The sequence below is a fragment of the Streptomyces sp. NPDC017225 genome (genome assembly GCF_044331465.1).
Taxonomy (GTDB): Bacteria; Actinomycetota; Actinomycetes; order Streptomycetales; family Streptomycetaceae; genus Streptomyces.
Map to the genome: position 1 here is coordinate 497764 of NZ_JBIRNE010000003.1, position 11925 is coordinate 509688.

At 70.7% G+C, this 11925-nt stretch carries 13 protein-coding genes; 9 read left to right on the plus strand and 4 right to left on the minus strand.

Going from position 1 to position 11925, the window contains the following annotated elements; all coding sequences use genetic code 11:
- Positions 1 to 17: 17 nt before the first annotated feature.
- A complete protein-coding gene (locus tag ACH4NX_RS09555; RefSeq protein ID WP_351388283.1) occupies positions 18 to 839 on the plus strand; it encodes a serine hydrolase domain-containing protein in 822 nt (273 codons plus the stop codon).
- Here the strand turns inward: ACH4NX_RS09555 and ACH4NX_RS09560 are convergent.
- Complete coding sequence (locus tag ACH4NX_RS09560) at positions 805 to 1116, minus strand: ATP-binding protein (RefSeq protein WP_398128465.1); 312 nt, start codon at positions 1114 to 1116, stop codon at positions 805 to 807. The two genes, ACH4NX_RS09555 and ACH4NX_RS09560, sit on opposite strands and share 35 nt — an antisense overlap.
- Before the next feature lie 227 nt (positions 1117 to 1343).
- On the opposite strand from ACH4NX_RS09560, the gene ACH4NX_RS09565 reads away from it, so the two are divergent.
- Together ACH4NX_RS09565 and ACH4NX_RS09570 are read left to right on the plus strand one after the other, a co-directional pair.
- A complete protein-coding gene (locus ACH4NX_RS09565) occupies positions 1344 to 1991 on the plus strand; it encodes a hypothetical protein (RefSeq protein ID WP_398128466.1) in 648 nt (215 codons plus the stop codon).
- Positions 1991 to 2401, plus strand: a complete 411-nt coding sequence (locus ACH4NX_RS09570) for a hypothetical protein (RefSeq protein WP_398128467.1) — start codon at positions 1991 to 1993, stop codon at positions 2399 to 2401. Before ACH4NX_RS09565 ends, ACH4NX_RS09570 begins: the two co-directional genes overlap by 1 nt.
- 339 nt (positions 2402 to 2740) lie before the next feature.
- On the opposite strand, the gene ACH4NX_RS09575 is transcribed toward ACH4NX_RS09570, so the two are convergent.
- Both ACH4NX_RS09575 and ACH4NX_RS09580 read right to left on the minus strand, forming a co-directional pair.
- Positions 2741 to 4219, minus strand: coding sequence for a hydrolase (locus tag ACH4NX_RS09575; RefSeq protein WP_398128468.1), 1479 nt, complete (start codon positions 4217 to 4219; stop codon positions 2741 to 2743).
- A gap of 144 nt (positions 4220 to 4363) precedes the next feature.
- Positions 4364 to 5020: a pirin family protein gene (locus ACH4NX_RS09580; RefSeq protein WP_351388669.1), complete on the minus strand. Its 657-nt coding sequence runs from the start codon at positions 5018 to 5020 to the stop codon at positions 4364 to 4366.
- 107 nt (positions 5021 to 5127) lie between these two features.
- Between ACH4NX_RS09580 and fasR the strand changes: the two genes are divergently transcribed.
- From fasR to ACH4NX_RS09605, 5 genes are all read left to right on the plus strand, one after another.
- The gene (fasR, locus tag ACH4NX_RS09585) at positions 5128 to 6333 is read left to right on the plus strand and encodes a fatty acid biosynthesis transcriptional regulator FasR (RefSeq protein ID WP_351388271.1); all 1206 of its coding nucleotides are present in this window, start codon (positions 5128 to 5130) and stop codon (positions 6331 to 6333) included.
- 89 nt (positions 6334 to 6422) lie between these two features.
- On the plus strand, positions 6423 to 7379 hold the full coding sequence (locus ACH4NX_RS09590) for an ACP S-malonyltransferase (RefSeq protein ID WP_398128469.1): 957 nt from the start codon (positions 6423 to 6425) through the stop codon (positions 7377 to 7379).
- A 16-nt stretch (positions 7380 to 7395) separates the two neighbouring features.
- Positions 7396 to 8427: a ketoacyl-ACP synthase III gene (locus ACH4NX_RS09595; protein WP_351388266.1), complete on the plus strand. Its 1032-nt coding sequence runs from the start codon at positions 7396 to 7398 to the stop codon at positions 8425 to 8427.
- A gap of 103 nt (positions 8428 to 8530) precedes the next feature.
- Positions 8531 to 8779: an acyl carrier protein gene (locus tag ACH4NX_RS09600; RefSeq protein WP_121746777.1), complete on the plus strand. Its 249-nt coding sequence runs from the start codon at positions 8531 to 8533 to the stop codon at positions 8777 to 8779.
- An 87-nt stretch (positions 8780 to 8866) separates the two neighbouring features.
- A complete protein-coding gene (locus ACH4NX_RS09605) occupies positions 8867 to 10147 on the plus strand; it encodes a beta-ketoacyl-[acyl-carrier-protein] synthase family protein (RefSeq protein WP_351388264.1) in 1281 nt (426 codons plus the stop codon).
- Positions 10148 to 10236: 89 nt separating this feature from the next.
- On the opposite strand, the gene ACH4NX_RS09610 is transcribed toward ACH4NX_RS09605, so the two are convergent.
- On the minus strand, positions 10237 to 10731 hold the full coding sequence (locus tag ACH4NX_RS09610) for a DUF3145 domain-containing protein (RefSeq protein WP_351388262.1): 495 nt from the start codon (positions 10729 to 10731) through the stop codon (positions 10237 to 10239).
- 256 nt (positions 10732 to 10987) lie between these two features.
- On the opposite strand from ACH4NX_RS09610, the gene ACH4NX_RS09615 reads away from it, so the two are divergent.
- Positions 10988 to 11899 (plus strand): SGNH/GDSL hydrolase family protein, encoded by a 912-nt coding sequence (locus ACH4NX_RS09615; RefSeq protein ID WP_351388259.1) that lies wholly within the window; start codon positions 10988 to 10990, stop codon positions 11897 to 11899.
- Positions 11900 to 11925 lie beyond the last annotated feature (26 nt).

Consider the following 11925-nt stretch of genomic DNA (forward strand, 5'->3'; position numbering starts at 1 on the left):
CACTTAGGCTCGGTGGCATGTCCTTGAAGAGCCTCGCGTTGATCGAGAACTGGCCGGTTCCCACCGCCGCGGCGGGTGTCGTACGCGCCGACGGCACGATCGTGGGAACCCACGGCCCCGTCGGGCAGCCGTTCCCCCTCGCCTCGGTCACCAAGCCGCTCGCGGCGTACGCGGCGCTCGTCGCGTACGAGGAGGGCGCGGTCGAACTGGACGAGCCGGCCGGGCCGACCGGTGCGACGGTGCGCCACCTGCTCGCGCACACCTCGGGTCTGGCCTTCGACGAGCACCGGGTGACCGCACCTCCCGGGGAGCGCCGGCTGTACTCCAACGCCGGTTTCGAGCAGCTCGGCGACCACATCGCGAAGGCGGCGGACATCCCGTTCGCCGAGTACGCGCGGCAGGCGGTGCTGGAGCCGCTGGGCATGACGAACACCACCCTCGACGGCTCCCCGGCCAAGGACGGGGTCTCGACGGTCGAGGACCTGCTGCGGTTCGCCGCCGAGGTGCAGGCGCCGCGCCTGCTGGACCCGCGCACGGTCGCCGAGGCGATGACCGTCCAGTATCCGGGCACAAAGGGCGTACTGCCCGGCTACGGGCACCAGAACCCCAACGACTGGGGCCTCGGCTTCGAGATCCGCGACTCCAAGTCCCCGCACTGGACGGGCTCTTCGTCCTCGCCGCGTACCTTCGGGCACTTCGGCCAGTCCGGTACGTTCCTGTGGATCGACCCGGATGCCCAGCTCGCCTGCGTGGCGCTCACCGACCGCGCCTTCGGCCCCTGGGCGGCCGAGGTCTGGCCGGCCTTCACGGACGCGGTGCTGGCGGAGCCGCGCGGCTGAGGCGGCACTCGAACCACACCGTCTTGCCCGGCCCGTCGGGACGCGGCGTGACGCCCCACCGGTCGGTCACCGCCGCCACGATCCCCAGCCCGCGCCCGCTGTCGCCGTGAGGATCGCCGGCGGTCCGGGCAGGCAGCTCCGCACAGCGGCCGGCGACCTCCACCCGCACCCCGCCGGGCTGGAGCAGAAAGCGGACACGGCAGCGGCGACCGGGCACATGCCGTACGACGTTGGCGACCAGCTCCGTGAGCGCCAGTTCGGCGGCGTCGGCCCACACAGGACCTGAACCCGTCTCGGTCGACGTGCCCCTCCAGCGCGACGGTCTACCTCGGCGAGTACCCGACCAAGGAACTGTCCACCGAGGTCACGCACAACATCACGATCGCCGAGTACCAGGAGGGCATCGACCCGGTCGACATCCTCTTCGGCAGCTGGATCAAGTGCGCCCAGAAGATCGCCCCGGGCGGCGCGGACGGAAGCTGGGGCGGCTGCGCCTGGGCGGCCGTGGACGTCACTGCCCTCTTCGCGGGCAAGATCCTCAGGCCCATCGCCGACGCCGTCACCGCTCTGGACGCTTCCGTCAGGACCGGCATCGGCTTCGGTGACGCGTGGAAGGGTCTGCGCACCATCGGTCTGACCGACGAAGCCATCGCCGGCATCGGAGCCAGAGCACTCCGGGAAATGGGGAACACGTGCAAGGTCAGTCGCACCGCACTGACCGCACGTGCCGGCGCAGGCTACTGCGCATGGCTGGAGTCGGGCGGACCTGGCAAGTGGATGCCCGAGACGGAGAACATGTCGCAGGCTGACCGTGCCTACGAGCAGTTGGTGACGAACGGGGTCCCCTCCGGCATCTCGTACAAGGTCCCCGCGGAGACGCCGAGCGGTTACGTGAAGTTCGACGGGTACCAGAACGGAACCCTTATCGACGCCAAGAACATCCACTACAAGGAAAGCTGGATCAACGGCGAAGGACGGCTCAAATTCCCCACGTCGGAGACAACTACCATGGTGAAGCAGGTGAAGGCTGCGAACGGCACACCCGTCGTGTGGTACATGTCCGACGAAAAGACCCGAGCCACCTTGGAACTATGGGCGCTCGACAACAACGTCAAGGGCATCAAGTTCGTGTTCAGACAAGGACAGGCGTAATGAGCTACAACCTGAGCCTCTACAGGTTCTCAGACGGCGAGTTGGCCCGACCCGACATGGACACGGTCCGGGCGGTCCTCTCGCCCGTCCGTGCCGAGCCCGAGAAGGTGAGCGACGGCGCAACGGAATACTGGATTCGTGCCGCCGACGGCAGCGAGGCCGAGGTGGGCGTCTTCGAACGCCTCATCAGTGTGGAAAATCCGCAGGCCGGTGACGTATGGAAGATCGTCGTCGAGCTGACGGACCAGCTCGGCGCAGGTATCCTCGTCCCCAACGGTACGTTCCTGTGCCCGGAGGACATGCGTGCGCACCTTCCTGAGGGAATGCAGAGCGATTCATCTTTCGTTCCGGCCATCACCCTCGAAGCCATCGAGAGGGTCGCAGGTCCATTCGTGGATCCATTGACCTGACGTCTCATTGACGCGGCAAGTGGACGGGCTTCTCGTCGTAGCTGGCCCGACCGTCTGCAGGCTCCGCCGAAGCCGAGTTGTACCGGTTTCGGCGGAGCCTGCCCACGTACGTCTCCCCGCACCGCTGTCCACTTCCCCGCGTCCGGCGTACGTGGAGCGTCGCGCCTGGGTGGCACCGCACCGACGCGCGTCCTGCCTCCCGCACTCCGGCCAGTACTCGGCGTCCGCCGGTGCTCATCGGCGGGAGGCGCGACGACGGCGCGTCAGTGTTCCCGGCTCCGGCTCCGACTTCAGCTCCGCTTGAGTGGTCGGACGACGCCTGCCGGGGGACGGTCCGGATCACACCGTGAGGGTGATCGCCTCGATCCACAACTTGTTGTCGTGGGTGCCGACATAGGTGAAGTTCAGCTCGTCCCCGGGCTTGTCGCAGGCCAGGTTGATCCAGGTGTCGTTGTGGACGTAGGAGGTGTGGCAGACGTTGCCGCGGCCACCGTCGACACTGAGGACGAACCCCATCATGTGCGGGACGTTCTTCTCGGTGCTGCCGACGTAGTTGTCGACGCCGTCGGCGACATTCGACCAGGGATCGCGGAAGCGACCCTCGCCCTCGGTCGACGCGGGGTCGGGGATGAAGGCGCCGCTGGATGTGCCCTTGGTCCCGGACGAGGCGGTGTTGACGGCCGTGATCGGCGACCCCCCGCCCGCGGTGCCCGCTGTCGCTCCGTCGCACGCGACGTCGGACCAGCCCTGGCCCGCCGTGTAGACCCGGTAGCAGATGTGCCGTCCGGTCGGGTCATCGGCGGCCAGTTGCCGGACGGCGGTCGCCGCGGTCCTCTCCGGCGCCTCGGTCTCCTTCTCCTCGGAGCCACCGCCCCCCGCCCCCGCCCCGGCACCGGCTCCCGCTTCGGCTCCGGCTCCGGCTCCCGCTTCGGCTCCGCCAGGCTGCTGGGTCCCGGCCGCGGCCGGGGGGAGGGCCGGGACGTCGGCGGTCGGGGCCTTCGGCGCCTCGGAGGTCGGTGAGGGGACGGGGGGCAGGTTGCTGACGCCGACTTCCTGGAGCTGTTCGGTGGCGGCGCTGCGGACCTGGGGCCTGTAGGAGATCCACAGCATCACGCAGGTGATCGCCAGCGCCATGGAGACACTGAGGCAGACCGCCAGCCAGCGCGGCAGGAAGCCCCGCTGCACGTACGTGCCCTCCACGTCCAGCGGCGTCACGCCCGACCGCCGCACCGCCAGGGTGTAGGGCCGCTGCTCCGCCGACCCGAACCAGATGATCTGCCGGGGCTTCAGCGTCGCCTCCACGAACGCCGCACGACCGGGCTCGATCTGCACGTTGCTCGGGTGGATGTCGTACGACAACTGGTCACCGTTGTCGCTGCCGCTGACCGACGCCGTCACCTTCGTGTTGCCCAGGTTGTCCACGGCCAGCTTCGGACGGCCGCGGAAACGGCCCTTGACCGTCGTGGGCACCAGTTCCGCCCGCACTTCCGTGAACGGGGTGATGGTGAGGTTCCCCTCCGGAACCGTCGTCGCCTCCGGGTGCTCCGTCGGCGTGATGCGCACCGCGTACGGGTTCGCCCCCGCCGTGGCGTCCGGAGTGCGCGGCGGAGCGAACGTCAGCTCCACCGTCCCGGTCGTCCCCGGGTACAGCCGCAGCGACTGCGGCTCCACGACGGTCCAGGGCGCGAGAGTGCCCACCGCCTCGAAGCGGTACTCGTCCACCACGTCACCGGTGTTGCGCAGCCGCAGCCGCACCGTCGTACTACTACCCGGGTCCACGGTCGCGGAGGCGGGCTCGAGGGAAGTCCAGAGGCTCACTCATCGGACGTTAAACGCGGCGATGACGCCGAGTCAGCAAGCCACGGGGCACCGGGAGTGCCCGAAGAGGCGGGATCGGCTGCCCCCGCTCTCAGCGGGAATCGGGACCACTTCTGATAACGGCCCCGTCCGGCCGGGTCGACGTCAGCCCCCGGACATCTCCCAGACCAGCAACTCCGCCCGCGTCGCCGCCACCGCCTCCGCTCCCTCGGCGTCCGTGATCCGCGTCGCGTCCCCCGCGCCCAGCGCCTCCCCGCACAGCAGCACCTCGCCGCGCACCACGTGCACGTACACGTACGCCCCGTCCGGCACGGCCGTCCGCTCCCCCGCGGCCAGACGGCGTACGTGGAGCATCGCGCCCGCCTCCGGGACGGCGTACGGGGTGGAGTCGGCGATGCCGCGGACGATCTCGTAGGCGGGATCGCCGCCGGGGTCGAGCGGAGCCAGCCACATCTGGACGAAGGTCAGGGGGGCGGGGCCGTCGTTGCGCTCGACGTGGCGGACGCCGGCCGCGGAGCTGAGGCGTTGCACGTCCCCGGCGCGGACGACCGTCTCGTGGCCGGCGGTGTCACGGTGGGTGAGCTCGCCCTCCACCACCCACGTGACGATCTCGGTGTGGCTGTGCGGGTGCTCGTCGAAGCCGGCGCCGGGGGCGAGGCGCTCCTCGTTGCAGGCGATCAGCGAGCCGAAGCGGAGGTTGCCGGGGTCGTAGTGGGGTCCGAAGGAGAAGGCGTGCCGCGACTCGATGCCCGCCGTCGCGTCGCCTCCCGGGTAGCGCTCGTCGGCGCGCCGTACGTCCATCACGCCGTCCACCGTAGTCCCGGCACCCGGCGCTCCGGACGTGCTCCGGACCTCCAGCGTGGCCCCGGCGACACGCCCGCCCGTCCCGATAAGGCAGTCTTGTCCCCGTGCCCGAACCCGAAACCAGCAAGCCCGAGCCCGCGGCGCACGCCGTCCACCCGCATACCGCGACCCTGAAGCGGCTGGAGCAGTCCTCCGGATCGCTCGCCGCGCAGGCCATCGCGCGCATGGACGAGACACTGCCGTGGTATCGGGCCATGCCACCGGAGAACCGTTCCTGGATCGGGCTGGTGGCCCAGGCGGGCATCGCGGCCTTCACCGAGTGGTTCCGGCGTCCGGACGCGCCGCAGGCGATCTCCACCGACGTCTTCGGCACCGCCCCGCGCGAGCTGACCCGGGCGATCACGCTGCGGCAGACCGTCGAGATGGTGCGGACCACGATCGAGGTCATGGAGTCCGCGATCGACGAGGTCGCCGCCCCCGGGGACGAGTCGGTACTGCGCGAGGCGCTGCTCGTGTACGCCCGGGAGATCGCCTTCGCGACCGCCCAGGTGTACGCGCAGGCCGCCGAGGCACGGGGTGCCTGGGACGCGCGGCTGGAGTCGCTGGTGGTGAACGCCGTGCTGAGCGGCGAGGCCGACGAGGGGGCCGTGTCCCGGGCCGCCGCTCTCGGGTGGAACTCGCCCGAGCATGTGTGTGTCGTGCTCGGCACCGCCCCCGACGGTGACTCCGAGCTGACCGTGGAGGCCATACGGCGCGCGGCCCGGCACGCCAAGCTCCAGGTGCTGACCGGTGTGCTCGGGGACCGGCTGGTGGTGATCGCCGGTGGCAGCGACAACCCGCTGGCGGTCGCCAAGTCGCTGATCGGGCCGTTCGCGCAGGGCGCGGTCGTGGCCGGCCCGGTGGTGCCCGACCTCCAGGCCGCGACGCGGTCCGCGCAGGCCGCCGGCGCCGGGCTGAAGGCCTGTACGGCCTGGCAGGACGCCCCGCGCCCGGTACTGGCGGACGATCTGCTGCCGGAGCGCGCGATCGCCTCCGACCCCTCGGCCCGTGAACAGTTGGTGGAGGAGATCTACAGACCGCTGGAGGAGGCAGGGGCCGCGCTGCTGGAGACGCTCAGCGTCTATCTCGAACAGGCGAGCAGCCTCGAAGGCGCCGCCCGGATGCTCTTCGTTCACCCGAACACCGTGCGCTACCGGCTCCGACGTGTGACTGACGTCACCGGATGGTCACCCTCTGATGTACGGTCTGCGTTCACACTGCGGATCGCGCTCATCCTGGGACGTCTGGCCGACAGAGATCCGCAACTCTAGCTTTTTGTCGAGGGTCCACAAAACCCCCTCGTGTTCTTCGTCCCTGTCCTCACGGGCGGTCGTGCCCGTCCTCAAGAGAGAGTGTGAGAGTGCTCGTACTCGTCGCTCCCGGCCAGGGCGCCCAGACGCCCGGCTTCCTGACTGACTGGCTCGCCCTTCCCGGTGCCGCGGACCGCGTCGCCGGGTGGTCCGACGCCATTGGACTCGATCTCGCCCACTTCGGCACGAAGGCCGACGCGGACGAGATCCGTGACACCTCCGTGGCCCAGCCGCTGCTCGTCGCCGCCGGACTCCTCTCCGCCGCGGCGCTCGGTACGTACTCCTTCGCCGGTGACGCGGTGGGCACGGACTTCGTGCCGGGCGCGGTCGCGGGTCACAGCGTCGGTGAGATCACCGCCGCCGCGTTCGCGGGAGTCCTCGACGACACCGCCGCGCTGACCCTCGTACGCCGTCGGGGCCTGGCCATGGCCGAGGCCGCCGCGGTGACCGAGACGGGCATGTCGGCGCTGCTCGGCGGCGACCCCGAGGTGAGCGTGGCGCACCTGGAGAAGCTCGGCCTGACCGCGGCCAACGTGAACGGCGCCGGTCAGATCGTGGCGGCCGGCACCATGGAGCAGCTGGCCGCGCTGAGCGAGGACAAGCCCGAGGGCGTACGCAAGGTCGTCGCGCTGAAGGTGGCCGGCGCGTTCCACACGGAGCACATGGCGCCCGCGGTGGACAGGCTCGCCGAGGCGGCGAAGGCGCTCACGCCGGCCGACCCGAAGGTGACGTACATCTCCAACAGGGACGGGCGGGCCGTCGCCGGCGGTGCCGAGGTGCTGGAGCGCCTGGTCGGCCAGGTCGCCAATCCGGTCCGCTGGGACCGGTGCATGGAGACGTTCAAGGAACTCGGCGTCACCGCGCTGATCGAGGTGTGCCCCGGCGGCACACTGACCGGTCTGGCCAAGCGGGCGCTGCCGGGTGTGAAGACCCTGGCCCTGAAGACCCCCGCCGACCTCGACGCGGCCCGCGAGCTCGTGGCCGAGCACGCCGCCGAGCAGGCCTGACAAGGAGCGCGAGAGCATGTCGAAGATCAAGCCCAGCAAGGGCGCCCCGTACGCGCGCATCCTCGGTGTCGGCGGCTACCGCCCGACCCGGGTCGTGCCGAACGAGGTGATCCTCGAGACGATCGACTCGTCCGACGAGTGGATCCGCTCGCGCTCGGGCATCGAGACGCGGCACTGGGCGGGCCCCGAGGAGACCGTCGCGGCGATGTCGGTCGAGGCCTCCGGCAAGGCCATCGCGGACGCCGGGATCGGTGCCGAGCAGATCGGTGCCGTGGTCGTGTCGACCGTGTCGCACTTCAGCCAGACCCCGGCCGTCGCCACCGAGATCGCCGACAAGCTGGGCACGGACAGGGCCGCGGCCTTCGACATCTCCGCGGGCTGTGCGGGATTCGGCTACGGTCTGACCCTCGCCAAGGGCATGATCGTCGAGGGCTCGGCGGAGTACGTCCTGGTCATCGGCGTGGAGCGGCTCTCCGACCTGACCGACCTGGAGGACCGGGCCACCGCCTTCCTGTTCGGCGACGGCGCCGGCGCGGTCGTGGTCGGCCCGTCCCAGGAGCCGGCGATCGGCCCGACCGTCTGGGGTTCGGAGGGCGACAAGTCCGAGACGATCAAGCAGACGGTCCCGTGGGACCGGTTCCGGATCGGCGACGTCTCCGAGCTGCCCCTCGACTCCGAGGGCAACGTCAAGTTTCCTGCGATCACGCAGGAGGGCCAGGCGGTGTTCCGCTGGGCCGTGTTCGAGATGGCGAAGGTCGCCCAGCAGGCGCTGGACGCGGCCGGGATCAGCCCGGACGACCTGGACGTCTTCATCCCGCACCAGGCCAACGTGCGGATCATCGACTCGATGGTGAAGACACTGAAACTGCCGGAGCACGTCATGGTCGCCCGTGACATCCGCACCACCGGCAACACCTCGGCCGCCTCGATTCCGCTCGCGATGGAGCGGCTTCTGGCGACCGGTGAGGCCAAGAGCGGCGACACCGCGCTCGTCATCGGCTTCGGGGCGGGTCTCGTGTACGCCGCGACGGTCGTTACCCTCCCCTAGGCACTCCGTGCCGGATCACGCGGTCCGGGACGGAGACCAGCACCACCTGCCGCTGACGCGGTGGGCCGCCACACCCTCTGGACAACAAAGAAGGAGCGCCATCATGGCCGCCACTCAGGAAGAGATCGTCGCCGGTCTCGCCGAGATCGTGAACGAGATCGCCGGCATCCCGGTTGAGGACGTCCAGCTGGACAAGTCCTTCACCGACGACCTGGACGTCGACTCGCTGTCCATGGTCGAGGTCGTCGTCGCCGCCGAAGAGCGCTTCGACGTCAAGATCCCGGACGAGGACGTCAAGAACCTCAAGACGGTCGGCGACGCGACCGACTACATCCTCAAGCACCAGAGCTGATCGCCCGATCACTGCCTCTGGGCTGACTGCCCCGCCACCCGGCGGTGGCGCCGTACGAATCCGTATCCCGTTGGAGAAAGAATTCCCGTGAGCTCGACCAATCGCACCGTGGTCGTCACCGGTATCGGCGCAACCACACCGCTGGGTGGCGACGCAGCCTCTACCTGGGAAGGCCTGGTCGCCGGCAAGTCCGGCGTCAAGCCCCTGGAGCAGGAGTGGGCCGCCGACCAGGCGGTCCGCATCGCCGCACCGGTCGCCGTGGACCCCTCCGAGGTCATTCCGCGGCCCCAGGCCCGCCGGCTGGACCGTTCGGCCCAGTTCGCGCTGATCGCGGCGCAGGAGGCCTGGAAGGACGCAGGCTTCACCGGCAAGGCCGGCGAGGCGAGCGAGGGCGGCGGTGTCGACCCGCACCGGCTCGGCGCGGTCATCGCCTCCGGTATCGGTGGCGTGACGACCCTGCTCGACCAGTACGACGTGCTCAAGGAGAAGGGCGTCCGCCGCGTCTCCCCGCACACCGTCCCCATGCTGATGCCGAACGGCCCGTCCGCCAACGTGGGTCTGGCCGTGGGCGCCCGGGCGGGCGTGCACACGCCGGTCTCCGCCTGCGCGTCGGGCGCCGAGGCCATCGGCTACGCCATCGAGATGATCCGCACCGGCCGCGCCGACATCGTCGTCGCGGGTGGCACGGAGGCGGCGATCCACCCGCTGCCCATCGCCGCGTTCGGCAACATGATGGCGATGTCCAAGAACAACGACGACCCGCAGGGTGCCTCGCGCCCCTTCGACACGGGCCGCGACGGCTTCGTCCTCGGTGAGGGCGCCGGCGTCCTCGTCCTGGAGTCCGCCGAGCACGCCGCGGCACGCGGCGCCCGTGTGTACGCGGAGGCGGTCGGCCAGGGCATCTCCGCCGACAGCCACGACATCGTGCAGCCGGAGCCGGAGGGCCGCGGCATCTCGCACGCCCTGCAGAACCTGCTGGACAACACCGATCTGAACCCGGCCGAGATCGTGCACGTCAACGCGCACGCCACCTCGACGCCGGCCGGTGACATCGCCGAGCTGAAGGCGCTGCGCAAGGTCCTCGGCGACGACGTCGACCACATGGCGGTCTCCGGCACCAAGTCGATGACCGGTCACCTCCTCGGTGGCGCGGGCGGCGTGGAGTCCGTCGCGACGGTGCTCGCCCTGTACCACCGGGTGGCGCCGCCGACCATCAACGTCGAGAACATCGACCCCGAGGCCGAGGCCGCGGCGGACATCGTCCGCGGTGAGGCCCGCAAGCTGCCCGTCGAGGGCCGCATCGCCGCGCTGAACGACTCGTTCGGCTTCGGTGGACACAATGTTGTCCTGGCGTTCCGGACGGTCTGAGCGACGTCCGTAGGCGCGTGAAGGGGCCCCCACCCGGTGACTGACCGGGTGGGGGCCCCTTCGTATGACGGGTGACGGGTGACGGCGTTTCAGACCACCTGGTGCAGCCAGCGGACCGGGGCGCCCTCGCCGGCGTGGCGGAAGGTCTCCAGTTCGTCGTCCCAGGGCTTGCCGAGGAGCTTGGCGATGTCGGACTCCAGGTCGGTCTCGCCGCGCTGGGAGCGGACCAGGGCGGCGCGCAGCCGGTCCTCGGGGATCATGATGTCGCCGTGGATGCCGGTGACGGCGTGGAAGATGCCCAGCTCGGGGGTGCAGCTGTAGCGCTCGCCCTCGGCGTTCGCCGACGGCTCCGCGGTGACCTCGAAGCGCAGCAGCTGCCAGCCGCGCAGCGCGGAGGCGAGCTTGGAGGCGATACCGGCCTGGCCCTGCCAGGAGAACTCCGAGCGCCAGGTGCCGGGCGCGGCGGGCTGCCGGCTCCAGTCCAGGCTGACGCGCGTGCCGAGCACGCCGGCGATGGCCCACTCGACGTGCGGGCAGAGCGCGCGCGGCGCGGAGTGCACGTACAGAACTCCACGTGTCGTCACCGGAACCTCCGGGCTGAGCGGGACATCTCGGAACGGGCGGAACGGCCGTGACCGGGCGGACCACGTTGATGGCGAGGCTACCGTGCGACGGGGCAAGGAGTGTGACGTACCGTCGGTCCCGCCGCCGACAAACCTCCGTCATTCACCCGGCAGGACGCTTGTGCGGGTGTGAGCCGTCGCATCCCGCTCTCGGGAACCCTCGCGCGGTGTCATGGGTTGAGGACGTGGGAGGCACTAGGCGAGGGGTGGTACCGGTATGCGGCAGGGGACGGACCAGGGGACCCGGAGCGGCCGTCGCCGTGCGCGAGCCGCGCTCGCGGTCCTGACCGCCGCCGTTCTGGGCGTGACCGGCTGCGACGCCGTGGGCGGCGACTCCCCCGCCCCGTCCGACGCCGCCTCGAAGCGCCCGAAGGCCGCCCCGGTCTGGGACACGAGCCCGGAGTCCGTCGCCGCCGTGGGCGATTCCATCACCCGTGGCTTCGACGCCTGCGCGGTCCTGTCGGACTGCCCCGAGGTCTCCTGGGCCACCGGCGACAGCGCCGAGGTCGACAGTCTCGCCGTACGGCTGCTGGGGAAGGCGGACGCGGCCGAGCGGAGCTGGAACTACGCGGTCACCGGGGCCCGGATGGCCGATCTGACCGGGCAGGTCACCCGGGCGGCGGCGCACGAGCCCGAGCTGTTCGCGGTGATGGTGGGGGCGAACGACGCGTGCCGGGCGACGACCTCGGCGATGACGTCGGTGGCCGACTTCCGGACGCAGTTCGAGGAGGCCATGGGCACCCTGCGCAGGGAACTGCCCAAGACGCAGGTGTACGTGGCGAGCATCCCGGACCTGAAGCGGCTGTGGTCCCAGGGGCGCACCAACCCGCTGGGCAAACAGGTGTGGAAGCTGGGCATCTGCCCGACGATGCTGGGGGACGCGGACTCCCTGGACTCGGCGGCGACGCTGCGGCGGAACACGGTGCGGGAGCGGGTGGAGGACTACAACGAGGTCCTGCGGGAGGTCTGCGCGAAGGACCGGCGGTGCCGCACCGACGACGGCGCGGTGCACGAGTTCCGGTTCGGCACCGGTCAGTTGAGCCGCTGGGACTGGTTCCACCCGAGCGTGGACGGCCAGGCCCGGCTGGCCGAGATCGCGTACGGCGCCGTCACCGCGAAGAAGCCCTGACGCGGCCTGACCTGGCAAGACCCGGT

Excerpts from the sequence above, each read along its gene's own strand:
- ACH4NX_RS09595 (WP_351388266.1), top strand. The coding sequence starts at position 7,396 with ATGTCGAAGATCAAGCCCAGCAAGGGCGCCCCGTACGCGCGCATCCTC.
- ACH4NX_RS09600 (WP_121746777.1), top strand. The coding sequence starts at position 8,531 with ATGGCCGCCACTCAGGAAGAGATCGTCGCCGGTCTCGCCGAGATCGTG.
- ACH4NX_RS09580 (WP_351388669.1), bottom strand. The coding sequence starts at position 5,020 with ATGGACGTACGGCGCGCCGACGAGCGCTACCCGGGAGGCGACGCGACG.
- ACH4NX_RS09570 (WP_398128467.1), top strand. The coding sequence starts at position 1,991 with ATGAGCTACAACCTGAGCCTCTACAGGTTCTCAGACGGCGAGTTGGCC.
- ACH4NX_RS09615 (WP_351388259.1), top strand. The coding sequence starts at position 10,988 with ATGCGGCAGGGGACGGACCAGGGGACCCGGAGCGGCCGTCGCCGTGCG.
- ACH4NX_RS09555 (WP_351388283.1), top strand. The coding sequence starts at position 18 with ATGTCCTTGAAGAGCCTCGCGTTGATCGAGAACTGGCCGGTTCCCACC.